The organism is Bacillus sp. FSL R5-0443, from assembly GCF_038608285.1.
Classification (GTDB): domain Bacteria; phylum Bacillota; class Bacilli; order Bacillales; family Bacillaceae; genus Bacillus; species Bacillus velezensis.
Genome location: NZ_CP152013.1, coordinates 1,846,876 through 1,867,911, shown reverse-complemented (window position 1 = coordinate 1,867,911; position 21,036 = coordinate 1,846,876). Strand labels below are relative to the sequence as shown.

The following is a 21,036-nucleotide window of genomic DNA, read 5'->3' as shown; positions in this document are numbered from 1 at the left end:
CCAAAAGACATGGGAACGAAAAGAAACCCGCAGGAAAAGTAAACACACAGCCGCATTCTTTTCTGGCAGCTGTGTGTCTTTATTTGTCTTTATCGGCTCCGGATTTCTCTTGTTTTTCATTCGGCAGCTGAATGGAAGGCGTCACACCTGATCCTCCACTTCCATTATAAAACTGCGGCACCTCTCCTTGAATCGCTTTAATGGAGACCGGAATATTATTTGTCACGACCGATGTCTTACTGGCAAACGGAATAATGACCTTCACTTTAATCTCCACGAAAATACTGATATCAATCAGGGCATTGTTAATGCCGTACGGCTTTATTTTTGTTTTCACATCAGTTAACGCATCACCGATCAGGTTAAAGCGCACGGGGATTTTCGGCCCCAGATTTCCGAGAATGCTGTTTCCCGTGACCTGCCCTAAGGGAATATCGATCATAATTTCATCGGCCGTTTTCGCGCCTTTTTCTGTTTCACGCTGCTTATTGTTCGACTCCGCTTCCTTCAGATGAGCCTGAAGCTGCTTTGTCACTTTCGCCTTCATACTGTTGACCATTTGTGTATTAAAATCCATCGTTGTGACTTTTCCGTTTTCATCCGTTTTCATATCGACCATATCTTTCACATTGTCGCTGTGAGACATGTATTCCTCAATGGATTCCGTAATGACCTCTGTCGCCACCCGTTTTGTTTCCATTTCTCCGATGTTCATCAGCACCGGTTTGATTGAGGAGTTGATCATCCAAAGGCTGATGACCGTCGACATGATAAAAAAAGCAAACGACAGAAGCAGCACATACCGAAAAGGCAAAGGCCCTCTCTTGCGAAGAGCTCTTCGGTATCTAGGCAAGAAAAATCCCCCCTTACATATCACAATGTATGCTTGTAAGGGGGGACATAGTAATTTATTTTCACACTTAAAAACTACGGCATGAAGCACTATTTTTCTTTCGGATCACGTAAATAATGGGCTGTTTTTATATCCTGCTTATTTTCGTTTTTCTAATCCTTTTTCTTTTCATGTCTTCATTAGATATTTTTATTTGCATCTCCATAACACTTAATTGGCTTTTTAATATCTTAATGTCTTGTTTATTGAGCACTGGTGGCACATTTATTTCTGCCCTTTTGCCACTTGTTAATGAAAACTTTAAAACCTGTTTAGCTAAAGTAAATTCCAACGCCAGATTCTCCTTTAGTTAATTTCAACAATTTAAAATTATAAGAGCCAAGATGCACTTATACAATAAAGGTTACATGATATTGTCTTAATCATCAAACTTTGATTTTCAATTGACTGTTTCAGCTTGGTAATTTGTCTCCTACAATCACAGACATATATTTGGAATTAGTGTATAATGATTCCTGTACATTAAGTTTGCTCACTCAAGGGAGTCTTGCTCATCCCCTACGAAAGGGGGTGATGCTTATGTCAACATTTCAGGCATTAATGTTAATGCTTGCATTTGGGTCGTTTATAATCGCTCTGTTGACGTATATAAATAAAAAATAGACCTCCCTTGAGACTGGAATCCTGAAGGGACAGGTCTATCACGAATAACTGCTGAGCAAGCCCTTTGATGGGTAGCTTTTTGTACAGAGCCGGGGTGCTACCAACACCCTGGTCTTTTTATTTTATGCATTTCTTATTAAAGAAATACACTGTAACCAGTCTGTATTTTACAGTTTGATTATAACACATTAAATGAAACCATTGAAATGATTTGCAAAACTTTTGTTTATTGGATTATTCAATTTCTACACCATCATACGCATCGCCTAATGATATAAATTCACCCCTTAACCAATACCAGTGCCTACCCTTATTCTCAAGCAATCGCTGTATTAAATCAGTAAATGAAGTGGCTATTACCTGTGTTTCACCAACAATTCCATGTCGATCAAAAAAGCTATCGTAACACTTACCTTTACGATCTTCATTTAAATCAATTGTCAGATATTCTCCTTTTCCATCCGTACAAACAATATACCACTCGGATGAAATATCTTCTTCACAAAGTTCTCCAACAATAACGGGGTTAGCCAATTTAAACTCATGTGGACTTACTATATATATTGGATAATCCGCATTTTCGAATAAAACTGCTCCGCCGCATTGCTCATAAAATTCACTAACATCTCTTGGTAGTTGATGCTTCTCGTCTATTACTGGGAGACCATCAGCTTCAAACAACCGACAGTCTAATGTAGAAGCAATCTTTTTGATTAACATATCCACACCTTTGTATTACTTTTATTTAATTGTCTAAGCTAAATTTCAATGCATCAGCTAGCATGGTGTTAAAATCATCAAATTTGTTCATCAACGTTCCAGAGGGTTTATCAAGCTCCAAATATTCATTCTCAATCACATCTAAGCAATACCAAGCTGTATCTGAATCACCAAAAAACAGGTATTTTTTCTGTTCGTCATTTTCGTGCCATTGTTCATTTGTTTCAATAAAACCATAAACTTCTTCATCATTTTCTTCTTCCAAAAATATTTTATCCAGCCCATAGATTACCAAGCCATTAAAATCTAATCCGTTAACGGTTTGAAGAAATTTTTTATATCCTGAAGGAATTTCATTTATAGGGAACTTACCTAATACTGCTTCTTCAAAATTTCTTAATTCTTTGTCTGTAACAGGAGAATTCAATTCATCTCCATACTTTTCTTCAGTTTTTCGAATTTCCTCCAATAAATTCATCCACATAAAACTGCCTCCTTATTTCTCACTTGGATATATTTCACCATTAGGAATAGGCCAATTAATTTTCTTTGTTTCTCCTGGTGTTAAACCTTTTGTTAATGAATTTTGCTCATTAGTTATTGCTTTATGGTAAGGGTCGTTTTTGATCAAGATCAAGTTATCCATATCGTTTGTGCCACCGTCATCTAAAGGAAGTTTATGGTGAACTTGATATCCCTTAGGGTTGAGACCATCTTTCATTCTGGCTATATCTTTATCTGTTAAGCCAGCCTTCTTGAGTTTCTTAACTTTATTAGGGTCATTTGATAGACCTTTTAAAAATTGTTTTTTAATAGAACTGTTGAACTTTCTTCTAAGTATTGCTGTATCTTCTGGGCTTCTCTTTGTGTAACTAATTTCCTTAACTTTAACATCTTTCAAAAGAACCTGTTCACCTTTTAATGTTCCTATAAAGTCATCGCTACCAGCTGATTTATAAAGCACACTCTTCTTCTCGTCTATCGCTTCTTTTAATATTGATGTGTTTTTAACATTATGAGTATTCTCTATATCCTGAAGGATACCTGCATATGCCAATTGATTATTATTTATAGAAAAAGAATTACTGAAGACTTTCCCTTTATGAATTCCAGTCTTTACGCTATTAGTAACTGCTTTTTCTCCAGCTCCTAAGACTTTATCAACCTTGGCTGCTCCAGTTGTAGCTAACTTACTTGACCCTTTAAGAATAGAGCCCCCACCTTTTAATCCAACAAGACTTCCAACAGCATAAGTTATATAGTGCGCTCTCGAATAAGCATCACCATTGACCATTTTATCATTCCAAGAATCAGATAAGTCTTTCCAAATAATTTTAGCATAAGTAGGTGTTTCAATTATGGTACCAGTTATTTTTAATAGCTTCTGCTCATCAGAAAGCTGTGAAAATTCCCAAGTACCAACTGCCAAGTCTTTGGCACCAACTACCGTATCCTTAACAATATCATACGCCCCTATGCCTACACCTTTTAAAATATCCCAAGTCACTTCTCCGGCTTCTTCCAGCTGTTTTGCTTGTTCAAGCTGAATGACATATTGCTGCTGGGAAGGTTCAAGGTTTTCATAGCCGATCTTCTTCGCAATTTCCAAATATTCATCCGGATCAGTTACTCCGTCAGCGAGCTTTTTCTTCAGTTCCTTGATCTCCCGCTCTTTCGCTTCTTCCTTCTTAAACGTTAAATATGTGTCTGAGTGTCTTGCAATCTCGCCTTTTTTCTTATGTATGTCACTTTCTCTGTACGCCTTGGCGTTATAGTGAAGTGGTGTTGCATTTTTCCCCTTACCCGTGGCATTTTGGAGCTGTTGAAAATCTGCTTGAATGAAATGTTCGTTTGCCTCGGTTTCTGCGTATTCCTTCGTTAGATCATGATCGAGCTTTCCGAGCTTGTGTATGGTATTGTCCCGTTTCTTGTCTGCTGAATCCAGCTTTTGATCGACATCCTCTGTAGAGAAAACATCTAGATGAATGATATCACTTATCTCATTAAGAATATCCCTCATTTCATTACGTTGCTCTTGCATGATGGCTTTTGATTTATTCTTCGCATGAATCAACTCATGTTCTAAAAATGACTCTTCCACAAACGAATCGGACAGTCCCGCATCAGTTACTTTTCCTGAAATACTGTTAAGAAACGCAATTTTCATGTCGATCAGATCAAGCCAGCTGTCTGTGACGCCGGCGTGGTCTTGAAAGAATGCTTTGATGTTATCAGCACCTTTGCCCGAAAACTCACTGTCATCTAAATCAGCCATTCCTTGAAATGCTTTTCTGAGATTAATAAATTGTTCTCTAATCTGATCGTATTCTTTTGCTCGCTTTTCAGCTGCTGAAATTAACGAGGATGCTTCAAATACTTTCATATCCGTCTCCTTCCCACTCAATCTTATCTAAATTTTACCACATTAAATCACATGTAAGGAGAGCTTCTTCGTTTTGTTGAAGGTCTCTTTCTTAGGAGATTTGTACTTTAACAAAATCTTAAAATAGGCTTAATTCAGTTGATAAAAAATGGAAAAGGTGATACTATCCTCACGAAAGGAGGTATTAATTGTAAAATATATTATTTATTTACACCTCAGATACTCATAACAGGTTTAAACAGAAGAAAAAGGAGTGTAAAACCATTATGAAGTATGTGTCAAAAAGCATTTGGTTAGTTGTAATAGCTCTCTCTTTATTATTCTCTTGCTATCCCCTCTATGATGTAAAGGCAACGGCAAACAAAGAAATCACTGACAATAATGCAACTGGCATTGACCTTAACAAACGTATCTCAACAGTAAATGAAAAACCGCAAAACACCGATTCATCTAAAAGAGAATTAGCCGGATCAGAAAGTAAGCTGCAAAAAATCGCCAAGGAACAAGGAATGGATGTTGAACGTTCATACCAAACTTATATAGCTTATGACAAAGATGGTAATCAGACATCATCTGGACAAGTCACCTCTGAAAACCAACGGAAAACTGTTGAGAAAAAAGCAAAAAGTATTATCTATTTCAGTCACACTTTTTTAGGTGGAAAAGTTAATAAAGTGATGCACGGAGTTGAAATTTCAAAAATAGTAGGAATTCCTCCTGCGTCAGCAGAAGTACATCAGGGTTTATGCAAGAGTGGCTATTATAACAAACAGTTTACTTGCCCCCATTCTATTAGAAAGACCTTTGTAGGGACTCAAGTGAAAAAGGGATCGGAAGTTCATCAATTTATTAATGTAAACAAAACAACATTTTGGAAGTATACTGGCGGCGCAATTGCTACTTGGGCAGGGAAAAAACCAACTGTTAGAACGATATCCTGGACTGAAGGATTATACCTAACGAATATGAAGGGAATGTTTTTCCCCTCCAATTACACAGATAAGCAATCAGGATTAAATATATTAGCTCCATCTAATGCATTTATTAAATGGGTGCCTAGCGATAAAAGAGTAAAATGGGGAACTACAGAACGCAAAGCATATAGGAACTGGTATGATAAAAAATACGGCAAAAAAACTTGGGTAAAATTTGAGATTCATCATCAACTACCTAGAGAGTACGGTGGAGGAAATCAGACAAGCAATTTAATTCCTATCGATGTGAATTTTCACAGGAAAGAAGTAAATCCATGGTGGGCTTCTTATACAAAAAAGAAGTAAAATTGTAGATGAATGTGTAGATGAAGACTCCTATGCGGAGTCTTTTTATTCTGAAACCAGTTTATAATACTCTCGGATATTCGGATTCACTTCCCAATATTTCGTTCCATTAGAAGACACTAACATATCAAACCATATTTCAAAATTCGAATCTAAGTTAATCGCATCTTCAATATCATCAATTGAGTCTAGATATAGCATATAACCTAATCCATTTTTTGATTTGTTTGTGTCTATGACATATCTTCCATCAAAATGATATCCAATTAAAACGTATCCCTCTGGGAAATCTTGAACCTCATTATATTCAATGATTCCCTCTAAGCTAAGTATTTCAATCCCATCAAACATTTCCATCCCATTGTGCTGTAACAAAAACTCTTTATAGTCATTAGGGAAGGTAACACCTAGCTTCTGTTCTATATCGCTAATTTCTTGAGGACTAGCAGGATCTTTGAAATGAAAAGTAGCATCTTCCATGACATACCCTCCATGATGAAACATAGGGAATGTTCCGTATTTAGAAACAGCTTCCTTTATTCCATTAAGAGTCATTTGAATTAACTTCCCTTCTTCCATATAACTTTCCCTCCTCTAAGGTTTAGACCACTAAATTTTACCACACAACTTTATTTGAGTGTTTTAAAATGACAAAATCAAATTTACAATCTTTGGTTTTATATTTATAATTAGGAAGGTTTGTCCGATATAGAGACAGAACAAACAAATTTGGGGGAATTACAATGAAGAAATGGTTGTTAGGTATTGCCGCATTATCTCTAAGCTTTTCTTTGGCTGCGTGTGGGTCTGATTCTGCTTCTACAGATAAAACAGATTCAGATAAAGCTAAAACAACGCAGCAAGAAGAAAAGAATGCAAAAGAGACAAAGGCAGACACCCAAGCAAACGACAAAAGCAATAATGACAAGAATGAAAAAGCCGAAAATGCTTCAAAGAAGGATTCGTCGGATAAAAAGACATCTGAAAATAAGAAAAAGCTGGTCGATGTAACGCTTAACAGAACAGTTGACGGAGACACAATTAAAGTTAACTATAAAGGCGAAATCAAAACAGTTCGTTATTTGCTGGTTGACACTCCTGAAACTAAAAAGCCAAACTCTTGCGTACAACCATATGGTGAGGATGCTTCAGCAAGAAACAAACAGCTAGTCAACAACGGCAAGCTTCAACTGGAGTTTGATAAAGGAGATCGTACAGACAAGTATGGCAGAATGCTGGCTTACGTTTATGTGGATGGCAAATCAGTACAAGAAACACTGCTTAAAGAAGGATTAGCTCGAGTAGCTTATGTATATGAGCCAAACACGAAGTATTTAGACACGTATAAGAAAGATGAACAGGTTGCTAAAGATAAAGACTTGAAGATTTGGAGTAAGAATGGCTATGCAACTGATAAAGGATTTAATGGCTGCGCAACGAAACCGAAGAAATCAGTAAGTGTATCTAAGCCGGCTCAAAAGTCCGTTACAACACACCAATCCGAGACACATAAATCGAGCTCAAACAGTTCACATTCAAGCAGTTCAGCATCAAGCAGCTCTTCTAACTCTGTACAAGCTTCCCCTTCTGCTGGAGGAACAGAACACTTTGCAAACTGCACAGAGCTGAGAAAGAAATATCCGCATGGAGTACCAAGCACTCATCCTGCTTATACATCTAAGATGGATCGGGATAATGACAACTTTGCATGTGAGAAGAATTAATCAATTTGAAGCCCGCTGAGGCTTCTTTTTTATTTGAGGTGTATTCAATCTAAACAAAAAACCACAGAGTGTGTGAGGGACTCTGTGGTCTATAGTGGCTGTTAAACCCCTATGATACATCAATTAGAATACTTTAAATTAGACTAATAAGCAAGTTGGTCTAAAATGTTTCGTTAAAATGAGCATTTTATTTAATGTTTGGATTGAGGGGCTAATAATTTTATTCTTGTATTGTTGTTAATATTCCATTATCGAAATATAGGTATCTGCTAATACCGTAAACCCATTGTTCATTTATTCCTGATGCTGTCGTTGTCTTATGAATAGACTTAGGCCTGCCCCAATCTTTAAGTTTTGGATAACTTCCTGCTTGGTCATGCCAATAGCAATTGTCTTCTCCTGATAATCTTCATCTAGAGTGTCTACGCCTTCTTCCCCGTTTTCCTGGTACTTCACTTCCCTTGTTTCAAGCATATGAGAATCAGGGTCATCATTTTGGTATTCTCTTACGATTAAAACGTTCTCTTCTGGATGATTTAATGGACTATATTTAACTTCATAACTGGACGTCTTATCGTCTTCATCACTCGGCAAAATAAAAATCTCATTAATAGAACATGTTTTATTCCTTCCACATTTAATTTCGTTTAAATGGGAATTCTCTTGCGCAACTTCCATCACCTTTCCAGCTAAAAGCAATTTTTCTTTGTCAGATAAAGCAGTAAATGCCGGTTTAGCTTTTAAAGATAAGTCAAATTGATTTTTAGTATCCTGTACTTTACGCAACCATACTGAATCAAAATGTTTATTTAATTTTTTGTTTTCTTTTACTTTAGTAGCAATAGCATCTAAATTAGTTGTATCTAGCCTGTTTATGTACATTGGGATTGTTATAGACAATGCTATTATTGCTATAGCCACAATCCCGAAAAAAATAATCATTTTCTTCTTTTTCATATGTTACAGCCCCTTATGACTACACTATACTTTATACGAGAATGTTTAAATCCATTTTGACCATGAAATTTTAAATTCGCCCTCACTCCATAATTCACCACAATTTCAATTATCTTATACTAAGAGCAGAAAATAAACACAAACTTATAGTATTTTTTGATAACGTTAACTTTCAATTGTCTGAAATTTTTGATTGTCCCCCGAAAAACTAAGTGCTAAAATGGGACATGTTAATTTAAGTAAGAAAGGTGGAGTAAAGATGGCCAGTTTCAGAAAAAGAGGAAGTACCTGGCAATACAGAATAAAGCATAAAGACCCCTTGACTCATGAACAAATTGAGGTTTCTAAAGGCGGATTTAAAACAAAAAAAGAAGCACAACTAGCAGCAAGACAGGAAGAACTGCGATTGAATAGCGATTTAGAAATCAATGGAGGTGACATTCTTTTAAAGCACTATCTTAAAGATTGGCTCGCTGAATATAAACAAGGGACTGTTAGGAAAAACACATATATCCTTCATGAACGCAATGTTAATACAAAGATATTGCCCTATTTTAAGGATATTAAGCTTAAAGATATCAAGCCTTTGAGATACCAAAAATTCATCAATCATTTAGCAGAACAAGGATATAGCAAGAGAACGATCGAGATCATTCACGGGACAATGTTTAATGCTTTATCCACTGCTGTAAAACCTTTAAAGAAACTCGAGGAGAACCCTTGTGAAGGAGTAACTATTCCAAAGATACCTAAGAAAAAAGAAAAACTGGCGTACATTAACTCAGACGACATCTCCTTCTTCCTCAAAATTGCAAGACAGGATAACTATCTTTACTACATTTTCTTTAAAACTCTACTTGAAACTGGAATGCGTAAGGGAGAAGCTGCTGCATTACAAAGAAAGGATATTGATTTAAAAAATAATTACATCCATATTAACAAATCTTTAGACTTTCAAGTTAAAGAAGGCGAGGAAAGATTTGGAGAAACGAAAACTTATGAATCCGAGAGAAGTATCAAAATAAGCAATTCTTTGGCGAGAGAATTAACAGCTCATATGAAATACTTAAATGATAATAGAATAGTTTTTAATGAAGTATATGAACATGAATTAGACCTTGTTTTTTGCAGAGAGGACGGCAAACCATTACCGAAGTCCACCCTCTTCAATGCGCTTAATCGGATTCTTAAAAAGGCTGGGCTTAATAAAATGCCTATACATGGTTTAAGACATACACACGCTGTTCTTCTTCTTGAATCTGGTGCAACAATGAAGTTTGTACAAGAAAGACTGGGGCATAAAAATATAACCATCACATCTGACGTGTATTCTCATATCTCAGAGAAACTTGAAAATTCGTCAGTTGATGGTTATGAAGAATATATGAACTCTCTCATGTCTTAAATTTTTTTAGTGTTTTCGGTGGTCAAATAGTGGCCAACTTGACCACCAATTCTTCAATTCTATCACATGACCAAAACCAAAAAATCCCCTGACACCAATAGTGCCAAGGGATTGAGAGATTAATACTGAGACATGTATTGTTCGCGCTCCCACGGATGAACCTGTGTGCGGAACATATCCCATTCGATTTCTTTTGCTTCGATGAAGTGTTCGAACAGGTGCTCGCCGAGCGCCGCAACCATGACTTCGTTTGATTTGAATTCGTCGAGAGCTTCCGCCAGTGTCGCCGGAAGATCTACGATGCCGTTTTCCATGCGCTCTTCTTTGCTCATGACGTAGATGTTGCGGTCAATCGGAGCCGGTGCTTCAAGTTTGTTTTTGATTCCGTCAAGGCCTGCTGCAAGCAATACGCTTAACGCCAGGTACGGGTTTGCCGCCGGGTCTACGCTGCGGACTTCAACACGCGTGCTGATGCCGCGGGAAGCCGGGATACGGATCAGCGGGCTTCTGTTTTGCGCGCTCCATGCCACGTAGCAAGGTGCTTCATAGCCCGGAACAAGGCGTTTGTAAGAGTTCACTGTCGGGTTTGTGACAGCCGTAAAGCTTGTCGCGTGTTTTACGATACCGGCAATGAAATGTTTTGCTGTTTCACTCAGCTGAAGATCAGCGTCTTTATCAAAGAACGCGTTAACGCTATCTTTAAAGAGTGATAGGTTGCAGTGCATACCGGAACCGTTTACGCCGAACAGCGGTTTTGGCATGAATGTCGCATGCAGACCGTGTTTGCGGGCGATCGTTTTGACAACCAGTTTGAAAGTTTGGATGTCGTCACAAGAACGGATGGCACCGGCATATTTAAAATCGATTTCGTGCTGACCCGGAGCAACTTCATGGTGAGATGCTTCGATTTCAAAGCCCATTTCTTCAAGCTCAAGCACGATATCGCGGCGGCAGTTTTCTCCCAAGTCAGTCGGAGCCAGGTCGAAGTATCCGCCTTTATCGTTCAATTCAAGCGTCGGTTCGCCTTTTTCATCTAATTTAAACAGGAAGAATTCAGGCTCAGGTCCAAGATTGAAATCGCTGAAACCGAGTTCTTTCATTTCTTTCAGAATCCGTTTGAGGTTGTTACGCGGGTCACCTTCGAACGGCGTGCCGTCCGGATTGTAAATGTCACAGATGAAGCGTGCTACTTTACCTTTTTCAGCCGTCCATGGGAAGATTACAAATGTGTTCAGATCAGGATATAAGTACATATCAGACTCTTCGATACGGACGAAACCTTCGATGGAAGAACCGTCGAACATGCATTTATTATCAAGTGCTTTTTCAAGCTGGCTCACAGGAATTTCCACGTTTTTAATCGTTCCGAGAATGTCTGTGAATTGAAGGCGGATATACTTTACGTTTTCCTCATTTACTAATTTTACGATGTCTTCTCTTGTGTACTTTGCCATTTCGTAAAACTCCTCCTCTAAAAGGTAAATGTATATAGCAAAACAGTTGCTAACGGATTAATGAAAGAATCGGGACATGTCACCTTGGCGGAAAGTATTTCCCCGCTGGAAACGGCCTGCCTGCATCAGTTCGTTTTTCAGAAGCTTTCTGAGTTCGTCATCAGACAGATTGTGCTTCATCGGTTTGGCGGTTTTTTCGGATTTTTCTTCCGGTTCGGCAGATGCCTTATCCAGAATTTGTTTGATCCCCGCCATATTGACGCCTTGTTCAATCAGATTTTTGATTTCTAACAGTTTATCTACATCATGGAATGAAAATAATCGTCTATTTCCTTCGCTTCTCGCTGGAAATATCAATCCATTTTCCTCATAATATCGAATTTGCCGGGCAGAAAGTTCTGTTAACTGCATGACAATCCCAATTGGAAATAAAGGCATTGAGCGGCGAATGTTATCACTCATCTCAATTTCCTCCTTTTCTTATCTTAGTCTCATTATAGGTGATGTTATATTTTGTGTCAACACAATGTAAGGAATCTTAACATCAAATTCTTTGAAAATTGCAAACGGCCTAAATCAGCTCTTTTTCCATTAAAGCATTTACGGCGCTGCAAATCGCATTTTTCACGTGCGCGTAGGTTAATCCTCCTTGGACATACGCGACATAAGGCGGTCTGATAGGCCCATCTGCTGATAATTCAATGCTTGCTCCTTGTACGAAAGTGCCCGCTGCCATAATGACATCGTCTTCATAACCCGGCATATAGCTCGGATAAGGCGTCACATGCGCATTAATCGGTGAAGCATATTGTATCGCCTGGCAAAAAGCGATCATCTTATCAGGGTCCTGAAACTCAACTGATTGAATCAGATCCGTTCTCGGCGCATTCCATGCAGGGTTTGACGTAAAGCCGAGCTTTTCAAGAAAACGGGCGGTAAATACCGCTCCCTTCAAGCTTTGCGCCACTACATGCGGAGCGAGAAAGAAACCTTGATACATTTCCTGCAGTGAATAGAGCGAAGCGCCGGCTTCACTTCCGATTCCCGGGGAGGTCATCCGGTAAGAGCAAGCCTCAATCCACTTGGCTTTCCCTACAAGATAGCCGCCCGTTTTAGCAAGGCCGCCGCCCGGGTTTTTGATCAGGGAGCCGGCCATAAGATCCGCTCCGACGTGGCAGGGTTCCCGCTCTTCTGCAAATTCTCCGTAGCAATTGTCCACAAAAACAATGACATCTTCTTTGATTTCCTTTACGAAACGAATCATCTCTTCAATTTCATTTATTCTGAAAGACGGACGATTCGCATATCCTTTTGAACGCTGGATGCCGATCACTTTTGTATTCGGCTGGATTGCAGCCCGGACCGCTTCAAAGTCCACTCTGCCTTCTGATGTTAAATCGACTGCATTGTATCCGATTTGAAATTCCTTAAGCGAGCCTGAATACTCCCCGCCTCTTACTCCGACGATTTCCTCGAGTGTATCGTAAGGCTTGCCTGTGATATAAAGCAATTCGTCCCCGGGTCTCAGCACACCGAAGAGCGCGATTGAAATCGCATGCGTTCCGGAAATGATTTGCGGCCGCACGAGTCCCGCCTCTCCTCCGAACACATCAGCATAGATCTTCTCCAGTGTATCTCGTCCGATATCATCATAACCGTATCCGGTTGAAGGCGTAAAATGCGTATCGCTTACTTTATGTTTTCTGTAGCTTTGCAGGACTCTCCATTCATTCCGTTCACTGATTTCTTCTATTCTTTTATGAACGGCGGAGATTTCCGCTTCTGTTTCTTCGGCGGTTTTTTGTAAAAGAGCGCCGTGGGTCAGTGTGTCAAACATGTTGTGTATACCTTCCTTACATGAATTTCTTCAGTTCTCCGAGTATGCTTTGTTCTTCCTGTACATAACCTGAGACTTCGTAGCGTTCATTTTCTTCATTAAAATAAAGGCTGTCGATCATGGTCTCTGATTTGATGCGTGACATCAATTTGCCTTCGGCGGCAGGCACATGAACTTCATACGGCGTCATCAGCTCCCGGCGCAAATAAGCTTCGATTTCCGCTTTTAGTTTTGCTTCATCCCCGGCGATTCTGGCGCTGATCATGATGTGGCCTTCTCCCGCTGTCGGGATGAAGTCAGGAAGTGTCTCATCACGTTTGTTATAAGCGGTCAGCACCGGAATATCATCTGCCTCAAGCTCTTTTAACAGACCGAGGACCGTCTGTTCATGCCCGGCATAATCTTCATTGGATGAATCAATGACATGAATGATCAAGTCTGCTTCCTTCACTTCCTCAAGCGTTGAGCGGAAAGCGGCAATCAGCGTCGTCGGCAGATCCTGAATGAAGCCGACCGTATCAGACAAAAGGACACTGTAGCCGCTTGGGAGCGCCATCTTCCTCGTCATCGGATCAAGTGTTGCAAACAGCAGATCTTCTTCATAGCTGTCTGAGCTTGTTAATTGATTGAACCATGTTGATTTTCCGGCATTGGTATACCCGACGAGCGCAGCCTGAAGCACGCCGTTCTTTTTACGTCTCTCCCGATAACGGCTTCTGTGGCGGATAACCGTTGACAGCTGCACGTTAATTTCGTGTATGCGGTTTCTAATGTGGCGCCGGTCTGTTTCAAGCTTTGTCTCACCGGGCCCTCTCGTCCCGATTCCGCCGCCTTGTCTTGAGAGATTGATTCCTTGTCCGCTCAGACGCGGCAGCGCGTATTGAAGCTGGGCCAATTCGATCTGAAGCTTTCCTTCTCTCGTCTTCGCCCTTTTTGCGAAAATATCCAAAATAAGCTGCGTGCGGTCGATGATCTTCGCTTCAATTGCAGTGGCGAGTGATTTAAGCTGGCTCGGTGACAGTTCATCATTAAAAATGACCAGATCCGCTTCAAGCTCTTCACACAGCGCCTTCAGCTCGTCTACTTTCCCCTTGCCTATATATGTAGCGGCATCCGCTCTGTTCCGTTTTTGCGTAATCCGGGTCAGCACCGTTCCGTCAGCCGTTTTTGTCAATGAAGCAAGCTCTTCCATGGAATGTTCAAAGTGCTCATCTGTCATGTGCGGAAGCTGGCAGCCGACCAAAATGACCGTTTCTTTTTTTCCTTCCTGTTCGTTCAAATGGATGTTCCTTTCTGTGTCGTATTGGGCAGTAGTACTATCATACCAAACCCGCAGGGCGTATACCACACATCCGGCGGGTTTTAAAGAGAGAAATAAAAAAGAGACCCCTCAAACCGGCTGAGAGGTCTATTCGTGAGCTGCCGCCTCATCTTTTATAAGTAAATCCTGGCTCTTGATCGTCATTAAATCGTTTTTTAAGTATTGGTCTCCCATTAAAAGTCTCATGGCCTGAGCGCGGATTGATTTTTCAATCACGTTTCTGACAAAGCGCCCGTTGCTGAATTTAATGGGGCTTGTCGTGCTTTTCACTGTCATTAAGTAATCTTTTAACTTCCACTCGGCTTCCTGGCTTAATTGATACTCCCGCTCTGCTATCATGCGCTTTGCGATGTCCATCAGCTGAGTGACAGAGTAATCCGGAAAATCGATGCTGATAGGGAAACGCGATTGCAGGCCGGGATTTAATGACAGGAAATGTGTCATTTCTCTCGAGTACCCTGCCAGGATCAGAATAAATTCATGCTGTTTGTCTTCCATATGCTTGACAAGCGTATCGATCGCCTCTTTACCGAAATCCTTTTCTCCGCCTCTTGCAAGTGAGTATGCTTCATCAATGAATAAAATGCCCCCGAGCGATTTTTTAATCAGATCTCTCGTTTTTTGCGCCGTGTGTCCGATGTATTCACCGACCAGATCAGCACGTTCCGCTTCGATCAGATGTCCTTTGGAAAGCACGTTCATTTCGAAGAAAAGCTTGCCGATCAGTCTCGCGACGGTGGTTTTCCCGGTGCCGGGGTTCCCTTTGAACATCATATGAAGGGCTTGTTTTCCGACTTTCAGCCCTTGTTCGGCCCGTTTTTGGTTGACGAATATCCACGCGTAAATTTCTTTAATGTTGCGTTTCATTTCTTCCATACCCACTAATGTGTTCATTTCTTTTTCAATTTCTTTCAGAATGCTGTGCTTGGCTTCATTTTTTTGCAGGGCGGCCTGATATTCCGCCTCAGCTTCCGCATTTGTCAGCACTTGCTTTTGGCCATTAAGAATGATGTTAATTTGTCCGTTATTTTTATAGGTTACAGCGCGCTCCAACATGCTCACCTCTCTGTTCTCTCTTTATCTTACTCATGATGAAGCGGTTCTGTGACATCCGCCTATCATCATGAGACCCGTTTTCCTCTTTATCTGTCACTTTTTCCGTTCTCTTCGGGAATGATGTTGAATCCTGCGCTTTCCCGAGAAATATTTTTCATTTCTTATTGTATTCAGCAGAAACGGGAGGACAAACCATTTATTTTTATTTTCCGGGAAATGTTGGGTATATTTCTCATTTTTTTTATGAATGACAGCCGTACAAGCACCATTTGAATATCATCATATGCTGTAATGAGGTGATGGAGAATGGTTAAAATTTTTATAGACCCCGGTCATGGCGGAACTGATTCAGGTGCAACCGGAAACGGACTTCAGGAAAAAGCGGTCACGCTGGAGATCGCGCTGGCTTTGCGCACGATTCTGACGAATGAGTATGAAGGAGTTTCTGTCACGATGAGCAGGACAAGCGATAAGACGGTCAGCCTGACGGAGAGAACGGATGCCGCCAACAGCTGGGGCGCAGATTATTTTTTATCCATTCATATTAACTCAGGAGGCGGAACCGGATTCGAAAGCTATATTTACCCCGGTGTCGGAGCGCCGACCTCGACTTACCAATCAGCCGTCCACACGCAAGTGATTCAAGCATCGGGTTTTAATGACCGAGGAAAAAAAACAGCCAACTTCCATGTGCTGCGGGAGACAAGTATGCCGGCGATTTTGACGGAGAATGGTTTTGTTGATACGTCAGCTGATGCAAACAAACTGAAAACAGCCAGTTTTATTGAAAGCCTTGCAAGAGGACATGCCAAGGGCTTGGAGCAAGCTTTCGGTCTAAAAAAAAAGGCTGACTTATATAAAGTGCAAATCGGCGCATTCAAAGTGAAAGCAAATGCTGATGCGCTTGCCGCCGATGCGGAGTCTAAAGGTTTTGACGCGATTGTGCTTCCAAAAGGCGGCTTATTTAAAGTGCAGATCGGCGCATTCTCTTCCAGAGATTACGCTGAAGCGTTGGCAGCGCGGGCCGAAAAAGCCGGATTTGATGCCTTCATTATGCAAGACTAAATGAAAAAACCCCCGCTCTCCCTTTTTTGGGCCGAACGGGGGTTTTTTGTTATTGAAGTATATCGGCGACAAACTGAGACCAAGCTTCAAGACGCTGATACACATTTTCCTCTTTCAGTTCGCTCAGTTTCATCCAGCGCCCGGCGATTTGATCTTTTTCTTTCACTTCGACTTGTGCCGCAGACGCTAACTGGAGCGCAGAAAGGATGCCGATATGCACCTTTCCTACATCGTTTTCATCATCATTGATCAGGCCGAGTGTGACAATGTTTTGTTTGTCTTCCTCGCGAATGTACAGTTCTTCCGCCAGCTCCCGGTCGGTATTCTGTTTCAGCACTTCCGAAAATGAAGCCGCCCCTTCCATAGGGTTCATGTGTCCGCCGAAGCCGAGAGAAAGCTTATTATGGAGGCGCGATTCCCCTCCGCCCGCGAGCCGTTCATACACAAACACCTCATCGTCACGGCGGATGACGACATACGGAATCGGCTGTTTAAATCGCGGGTCCTCTTCCGCGTCGCCTCTTCTGATTTCAAAAAAATGCGCCTCAATTTGAGCCATAATGTTTACGATACGTTCATCCTCGCTGTTGACTCCCTGAAATGTCAGCATTTCGTTTTGAAAGACATCACTCCGCGGTGCAGCCAAGATGATTTCATCCATTTTATTCATGCCCGTTCCTCCTGTCTTACCTCTCCATTCAAGCCAAAAGAGCAGATATTATATCTGCTCTTCATCTTGGCCAAAATAAAAATCTTCGTCCTTAATCGGTTCTACCGTCGCCTTTTTGTAGCCGTTTCCTTTCATGGAGAAGAAATCATGTGATTTTGTTTTGGTGTTTAATCCGTTTAATACGATCGGATTAATATCCTCTTCTTCAAAGTAAGGATCGAACCCTAAGTTCATCAAAGCTTTATTGGCGTTATAGCGGATGAATTTCTTTACATCGTGTGAGAGTCCGACTTGATCGTACAAGTCCTCTGTATATTCAAGCTCATTTTCATATAACTGATTCAGAAGGTCAATCGCAAATTCACGAAGCTCTGCTTTTTTCTCTTCTGTCTGTTTATTATAAATTTCCTGAGCAAGGAGACCGACATACACGCCGTGAATCGCTTCGTCACGAAGGATCAGGTTAATGATCTCACCGCTTTGCATCAGTTTTCCTTGTCCGTAGAAATATAACGGATAATAGAAACCGCTGTAGAAAAGGAAGCTTTCCAGATAGACGGAAGCAACCATCGCTTTGAACAGTGAAATTTCATCATCTTTTTGAATGGCTTTGTAAAGCCCGACAATCATTTGCGCTTTTTTCTGCAAATATTTATTCTGCTTTACCCATTCAAATACTTCGTTGATCGTTTCAGTCGGAGCAAGCGTCATAAAAATATTTGAATATGATTTTGCGTGCACCGCGTTTTCCATCATCGCCATGAAATTAAGAACCGCTTTTCGCTGATGGCCTTCGACGTGCTCGGCCACAATCGGCATGCCCGTGTTCCCCTGCTCTGTATCAAGCAGTGTCAGGCCGGCGAGCACCTTCATGTACGTATCCTGCTCATTTTTACCCAAATACTTCCAAGTGAGAAGATCGCCGTTTAATGCGATCTCTTCCGGAAGCCAAAACTGCTTTACGTTTTGGTTGTAAAACATTTGGGTGAAATCATCTTCATGCTTTGACCAGTTTGCTGCGTCATAAATTTTTGTCACTGTAAACTCTCCTTTAATCAAACGACACAAGAAAGACAGCTGTCCTGCCCGGTATCTTTCGTTCTTGCATAGTAAATGGTTTTGATGCCTCTATGGTGGGCATACAGATCAATACGGTTCAGATCACGAGTTGTCATCGTATCTTTCAAAAACAGGGTAAAGCTGATTCCCTGATCGATATGCTGCTGGATTGTCGCGATCATATCCACCACTTTGAACATGTCCATATCATAAGCTTCTTTGTAGAAGAACCAGTTATTAGACGCTAACCCCGGCATCGGGTAATACGTTTTTGAATTTCCGTATGTTCTTTCTTCGATCCGTTCCATGATCGGCATAACGGACGCCGTGCTGGATTGGACGTAGGAAATGGAACCTGTTGGCGCGATGCACAGTCTGTAGCTGTGGTACATGCCGTTTTCAGCGACAAACGCCTTCAGCTCTTTCCAGTCTTCGATTGTCGGAATGTGCATGCCTTCAAAGAGCGCAGCGATTTTTTCGTATGCCGGTGAGAACTCTTTTTCGATGTATTTATTGAAATATTCTCCCGTTGCATAAGTGGAGCCTTCATAATGCTCAAACGTTTCGCCTTTTTCTTTCGCAAGCTCAGCTGAACGCTGAATGGAATAAAAGTTCACCATCATAAAGAACGTATTCGCGAAATCTCGTGCTTCCGGGCTTTCATACGCGATGCCGTTTTGGGCCAGGTAGCCGTGAAGGTTCATGGCGCCTAAACCGATGGATTTCATCGCTTTGTTCGCGCGTCTGACTGCCGGCGCGTTGCGGATATCCGTCGTCTCAGATACATGAGTCAGGGAATCCGTCGCGAGTTTTACCGTGCGCTCAATCGATTTATGTTTCATGACATTCAAAATATTTAATGAACCAAGGTTGCAGGAAATGTCCAAGCCGATTTCGTCTTCTTCATCATAATCTGTGTAAGCCGAAACCTGTGACGCCTGAAGCACTTCAGAGCAAAGGTTCGAGAATTTCACTTTTGATACGTGGTTATTCGCGTGCTCTTTGTTTACGTTGTCCTGGAACATAATGTACGGATAACCTGACTCAGAACGGAGAACGGCAAGCTTTTCAAGCAATTTGCGCGCATTCACTTTTTCTTTTTTGACACGCGGGTTGTCGACAAGCTCTTCATACATCGCCGTCATGTCCATTTCGTCCATATGCTGGCCGTATTCTTTATAAATCGTATGCGGATAGAATACATAAGCCGCTTTATCCTCACGTGCAAGCTCAACGAACTTATCCGGAATGACGACACCGATAGAAAGCGTTTTGACGCGCACATCTTCATCCGCAGAAATCTTTTTCGTATCAAGAAAATCATTGATATCGCGGTGGAAAATATTTAAATACGCCGCGCCTGAGCCTTGTCTTTGGCCCATTTGGTCAGCGTAACGGAACGCATTATCAAGAAGCTTCATGACGCCTACAACACCTTTTGTGGCGTTTTCAACATCTTTAATCGCTTCGCCTTTCGCGCGAAGCTTGGACAGATTAAGAGAAACCCCGCCGCCTAATTTAGACAGCTGCATGGAAATATCGATCGCCCGTGAAATATCGTTTAAGGAATCATTGACTTCGAGCAAGAAGCAGCTCACCAGTTCTCCGCGGCGTTTTCTGCCGGCATTCAAAAATGTCGGTGTGCTCGGCTGATATTCCTGGTTGATCATCAGGTTTACATATTCTTTTGCTTTCTCAGTGTCGCCGTTTGCGAAGAACAGCGCGACGATTGAGATTCGGTCCTCATAACGCTCGAGAATTCTTTTCTTGTCATTCGTTTTCAAAGCATAGTCATTATAAAATTTAAACGCACTCATGAAGGAAGGAAAACGAAACTTCTTTGCGTAAGCTGTCTTAAACACTTCTTTAATGTCTTCAAAAGAGTAAAGGCTTAAGAATTCCTCTTCGTAGTATTGGTTTTCAATCAAATAATCCAGCTTCTCTTTTAAATCGTGAAAGTAAACTGTGTTTTGATTGATATAGTCAACAAAATAGCTATGTACAGCCTCTTTATCTTTATCAAACTGGAATTTTCCATCTTGTTGGATCATGATTTCGTTATTTAACTGGATCCATTTTGGCACTTGATTTTGTGACAACTCTTTCTACCTCCTGAGTAAACAATTCAACGTCTTTAGATGTGCCGCTGAGTTCAAATTTGTGCAAGATCGGCACCTGATATTGTCTTGAAATGGTATCGGCGCTTTTTGCAAAGTTATCGCCCCATACTTTGTTGCCGCTCGCAGCGACTCCTAATAAGAGATGGGCGTATTTTTCGAGAAATGATTGTGTTGATGCCGGTACCTGGCCGAAGTTTGTCGTGTAGGTGACCAAAACAAACGGAGTGTCCACGTGGTCCGTTTCGTCCACCTTGCGGATCAGCTGGAAGTCTGTTTTATTCACAAAACGCTGAACATTCCCTGTCTTTGAATCAAATATGATTTGAACCATCCTTATCACGACCTATCAAAAATAATGAATCTCTTAACACTATATATAGTATACTAACCTCTCAGAAAAACACAACATATTGAGATCGATTTATAAAAAATTCATATTTTTGAAAGAGCCGACTTTGGCTCTGGCCCG

General features: G+C 41.0%; 21 protein-coding genes. 5 read left to right on the top strand and 16 right to left on the bottom strand.

Annotated elements, in window-relative coordinates:
- Positions 1 to 79 precede the first annotated feature (79 nt).
- Together yunB and NYE28_RS09130 are read right to left on the bottom strand one after the other, a co-directional pair.
- Complete coding sequence (gene yunB, locus NYE28_RS09135; protein WP_342490395.1) at positions 80 to 853, bottom strand: sporulation protein YunB; 774 nt, start codon at positions 851 to 853, stop codon at positions 80 to 82.
- 127 nt (positions 854 to 980) lie between these two features.
- Positions 981 to 1,184, bottom strand: a complete 204-nt coding sequence (locus NYE28_RS09130; RefSeq protein ID WP_113766224.1) for a hypothetical protein — start codon at positions 1,182 to 1,184, stop codon at positions 981 to 983.
- Positions 1,185 to 1,426: 242 nt separating this feature from the next.
- Here NYE28_RS09130 and NYE28_RS09125 point away from each other — a divergent pair, with 242 nt between their 5' ends.
- On the top strand, positions 1,427 to 1,516 hold the full coding sequence (locus NYE28_RS09125; RefSeq protein ID WP_076982784.1) for a putative holin-like toxin: 90 nt from the start codon (positions 1,427 to 1,429) through the stop codon (positions 1,514 to 1,516).
- 234 nt (positions 1,517 to 1,750) lie between these two features.
- On the opposite strand, the gene NYE28_RS09120 is transcribed toward NYE28_RS09125, so the two are convergent.
- Genes NYE28_RS09120 through NYE28_RS09110 form a run of 3 tightly spaced genes read right to left on the bottom strand, consistent with a single transcriptional unit; the run spans position 1,751 to position 4,619 of the window.
- On the bottom strand, positions 1,751 to 2,236 hold the full coding sequence (locus NYE28_RS09120) for an SMI1/KNR4 family protein (RefSeq protein WP_342490394.1): 486 nt from the start codon (positions 2,234 to 2,236) through the stop codon (positions 1,751 to 1,753).
- Between the two features lie 25 nt (positions 2,237 to 2,261).
- Complete coding sequence (locus NYE28_RS09115) at positions 2,262 to 2,720, bottom strand: YrhA family protein (RefSeq protein ID WP_064115748.1); 459 nt, start codon at positions 2,718 to 2,720, stop codon at positions 2,262 to 2,264.
- Positions 2,721 to 2,732: 12 nt separating this feature from the next.
- Complete coding sequence (locus tag NYE28_RS09110) at positions 2,733 to 4,619, bottom strand: T7SS effector LXG polymorphic toxin (RefSeq protein ID WP_342490393.1); 1,887 nt, start codon at positions 4,617 to 4,619, stop codon at positions 2,733 to 2,735.
- Between the two features lie 266 nt (positions 4,620 to 4,885).
- Here NYE28_RS09110 and NYE28_RS09105 point away from each other — a divergent pair, with 266 nt between their 5' ends.
- Positions 4,886 to 5,899 carry a hypothetical protein gene (locus tag NYE28_RS09105; RefSeq protein WP_342490392.1) on the top strand — a complete coding sequence of 338 codons (1,014 nt, stop codon included), beginning with the start codon at positions 4,886 to 4,888 and terminating at the stop codon, positions 5,897 to 5,899.
- 45 nt (positions 5,900 to 5,944) lie between these two features.
- Here the strand turns inward: NYE28_RS09105 and NYE28_RS09100 are convergent, their stop codons facing one another.
- The gene (locus tag NYE28_RS09100) at positions 5,945 to 6,379 is read right to left on the bottom strand and encodes an SMI1/KNR4 family protein (protein ID WP_076982859.1); all 435 of its coding nucleotides are present in this window, start codon (positions 6,377 to 6,379) and stop codon (positions 5,945 to 5,947) included.
- A 263-nt stretch (positions 6,380 to 6,642) separates the two neighbouring features.
- On the opposite strand from NYE28_RS09100, the gene NYE28_RS09095 reads away from it, so the two are divergent.
- Positions 6,643 to 7,623, top strand: coding sequence for a thermonuclease family protein (locus NYE28_RS09095; protein ID WP_342490391.1), 981 nt, complete (start codon positions 6,643 to 6,645; stop codon positions 7,621 to 7,623).
- Positions 7,624 to 7,917: 294 nt separating this feature from the next.
- Here the strand turns inward: NYE28_RS09095 and NYE28_RS09090 are convergent, their stop codons facing one another.
- Positions 7,918 to 8,580 (bottom strand): hypothetical protein, encoded by a 663-nt coding sequence (locus NYE28_RS09090; protein ID WP_342490390.1) that lies wholly within the window; start codon positions 8,578 to 8,580, stop codon positions 7,918 to 7,920.
- Positions 8,581 to 8,839: 259 nt separating this feature from the next.
- Here NYE28_RS09090 and NYE28_RS09085 point away from each other — a divergent pair, with 259 nt between their 5' ends.
- A complete protein-coding gene (locus NYE28_RS09085; protein ID WP_218791645.1) occupies positions 8,840 to 9,985 on the top strand; it encodes a site-specific integrase in 1,146 nt (381 codons plus the stop codon).
- Positions 9,986 to 10,104: 119 nt separating this feature from the next.
- On the opposite strand, the gene glnA is transcribed toward NYE28_RS09085, so the two are convergent.
- The 5 genes from glnA to spoVK all read right to left on the bottom strand — a co-directional run bounded on the left by glnA (position 10,105) and on the right by spoVK (position 15,653).
- Positions 10,105 to 11,439 carry a type I glutamate--ammonia ligase gene (gene glnA, locus NYE28_RS09080; protein ID WP_007410365.1) on the bottom strand — a complete coding sequence of 445 codons (1,335 nt, stop codon included), beginning with the start codon at positions 11,437 to 11,439 and terminating at the stop codon, positions 10,105 to 10,107.
- A gap of 57 nt (positions 11,440 to 11,496) precedes the next feature.
- Positions 11,497 to 11,901, bottom strand: coding sequence for a MerR family transcriptional regulator (locus NYE28_RS09075; protein WP_007410366.1), 405 nt, complete (start codon positions 11,899 to 11,901; stop codon positions 11,497 to 11,499).
- Between the two features lie 109 nt (positions 11,902 to 12,010).
- The gene (locus tag NYE28_RS09070) at positions 12,011 to 13,276 is read right to left on the bottom strand and encodes an aminotransferase class I/II-fold pyridoxal phosphate-dependent enzyme (protein WP_012117612.1); all 1,266 of its coding nucleotides are present in this window, start codon (positions 13,274 to 13,276) and stop codon (positions 12,011 to 12,013) included.
- Between the two features lie 16 nt (positions 13,277 to 13,292).
- Complete coding sequence (hflX, locus tag NYE28_RS09065; protein ID WP_015239904.1) at positions 13,293 to 14,555, bottom strand: GTPase HflX; 1,263 nt, start codon at positions 14,553 to 14,555, stop codon at positions 13,293 to 13,295.
- Between the two features lie 129 nt (positions 14,556 to 14,684).
- Complete coding sequence (gene spoVK / locus NYE28_RS09060) at positions 14,685 to 15,653, bottom strand: stage V sporulation protein K (protein ID WP_015417523.1); 969 nt, start codon at positions 15,651 to 15,653, stop codon at positions 14,685 to 14,687.
- A 306-nt stretch (positions 15,654 to 15,959) separates the two neighbouring features.
- On the opposite strand from spoVK, the gene NYE28_RS09055 reads away from it, so the two are divergent.
- The gene (locus NYE28_RS09055; protein ID WP_012117610.1) at positions 15,960 to 16,718 is read left to right on the top strand and encodes an N-acetylmuramoyl-L-alanine amidase; all 759 of its coding nucleotides are present in this window, start codon (positions 15,960 to 15,962) and stop codon (positions 16,716 to 16,718) included.
- 49 nt (positions 16,719 to 16,767) lie between these two features.
- Here NYE28_RS09055 and NYE28_RS09050 read toward each other — a convergent pair whose 3' ends face one another.
- Genes NYE28_RS09050 through nrdI form a run of 4 tightly spaced genes read right to left on the bottom strand, consistent with a single transcriptional unit; the run spans position 16,768 to position 20,898 of the window.
- Positions 16,768 to 17,388 (bottom strand): hypothetical protein, encoded by a 621-nt coding sequence (locus tag NYE28_RS09050; protein WP_012117609.1) that lies wholly within the window; start codon positions 17,386 to 17,388, stop codon positions 16,768 to 16,770.
- Between the two features lie 48 nt (positions 17,389 to 17,436).
- On the bottom strand, positions 17,437 to 18,426 hold the full coding sequence (gene nrdF / locus NYE28_RS09045; RefSeq protein WP_012117608.1) for a class 1b ribonucleoside-diphosphate reductase subunit beta: 990 nt from the start codon (positions 18,424 to 18,426) through the stop codon (positions 17,437 to 17,439).
- Between the two features lie 17 nt (positions 18,427 to 18,443).
- Positions 18,444 to 20,546: a class 1b ribonucleoside-diphosphate reductase subunit alpha gene (nrdE, locus tag NYE28_RS09040; protein WP_007611605.1), complete on the bottom strand. Its 2,103-nt coding sequence runs from the start codon at positions 20,544 to 20,546 to the stop codon at positions 18,444 to 18,446.
- Entirely contained in the window at positions 20,506 to 20,898 is a 393-nt protein-coding gene (gene nrdI, locus NYE28_RS09035) for a class Ib ribonucleoside-diphosphate reductase assembly flavoprotein NrdI (RefSeq protein ID WP_003154061.1), read from the bottom strand. Before nrdI ends, nrdE begins: the two co-directional genes overlap by 41 nt.
- Between the last annotated feature and the right edge of the window lie 138 nt (positions 20,899 to 21,036).

Coding starts and splice junctions, on each gene's coding strand:
- NYE28_RS09125 (WP_076982784.1), top strand. CDS start 1,427: ATGCTTATGTCAACATTTCAGGCATTAATGTTAATGCTTGCATTTGGG.
- NYE28_RS09120 (WP_342490394.1), bottom strand. CDS start 2,236: ATGTTAATCAAAAAGATTGCTTCTACATTAGACTGTCGGTTGTTTGAA.
- NYE28_RS09115 (WP_064115748.1), bottom strand. CDS start 2,720: ATGTGGATGAATTTATTGGAGGAAATTCGAAAAACTGAAGAAAAGTAT.
- NYE28_RS09110 (WP_342490393.1), bottom strand. CDS start 4,619: ATGAAAGTATTTGAAGCATCCTCGTTAATTTCAGCAGCTGAAAAGCGA.
- NYE28_RS09105 (WP_342490392.1), top strand. CDS start 4,886: ATGAAGTATGTGTCAAAAAGCATTTGGTTAGTTGTAATAGCTCTCTCT.
- NYE28_RS09100 (WP_076982859.1), bottom strand. CDS start 6,379: ATGGAAGATGCTACTTTTCATTTCAAAGATCCTGCTAGTCCTCAAGAA.
- NYE28_RS09095 (WP_342490391.1), top strand. CDS start 6,643: ATGAAGAAATGGTTGTTAGGTATTGCCGCATTATCTCTAAGCTTTTCT.
- NYE28_RS09090 (WP_342490390.1), bottom strand. CDS start 8,580: ATGAAAAAGAAGAAAATGATTATTTTTTTCGGGATTGTGGCTATAGCA.
- NYE28_RS09085 (WP_218791645.1), top strand. CDS start 8,840: ATGGCCAGTTTCAGAAAAAGAGGAAGTACCTGGCAATACAGAATAAAG.
- glnA (WP_007410365.1), bottom strand. CDS start 11,439: ATGGCAAAGTACACAAGAGAAGACATCGTAAAATTAGTAAATGAGGAA.
- NYE28_RS09075 (WP_007410366.1), bottom strand. CDS start 11,901: ATGAGTGATAACATTCGCCGCTCAATGCCTTTATTTCCAATTGGGATT.
- NYE28_RS09070 (WP_012117612.1), bottom strand. CDS start 13,276: ATGTTTGACACACTGACCCACGGCGCTCTTTTACAAAAAACCGCCGAA.
- spoVK (WP_015417523.1), bottom strand. CDS start 15,653: ATGTTGGAGCGCGCTGTAACCTATAAAAATAACGGACAAATTAACATC.
- NYE28_RS09055 (WP_012117610.1), top strand. CDS start 15,960: ATGGTTAAAATTTTTATAGACCCCGGTCATGGCGGAACTGATTCAGGT.
- NYE28_RS09050 (WP_012117609.1), bottom strand. CDS start 17,388: ATGAATAAAATGGATGAAATCATCTTGGCTGCACCGCGGAGTGATGTC.
- nrdI (WP_003154061.1), bottom strand. CDS start 20,898: ATGGTTCAAATCATATTTGATTCAAAGACAGGGAATGTTCAGCGTTTT.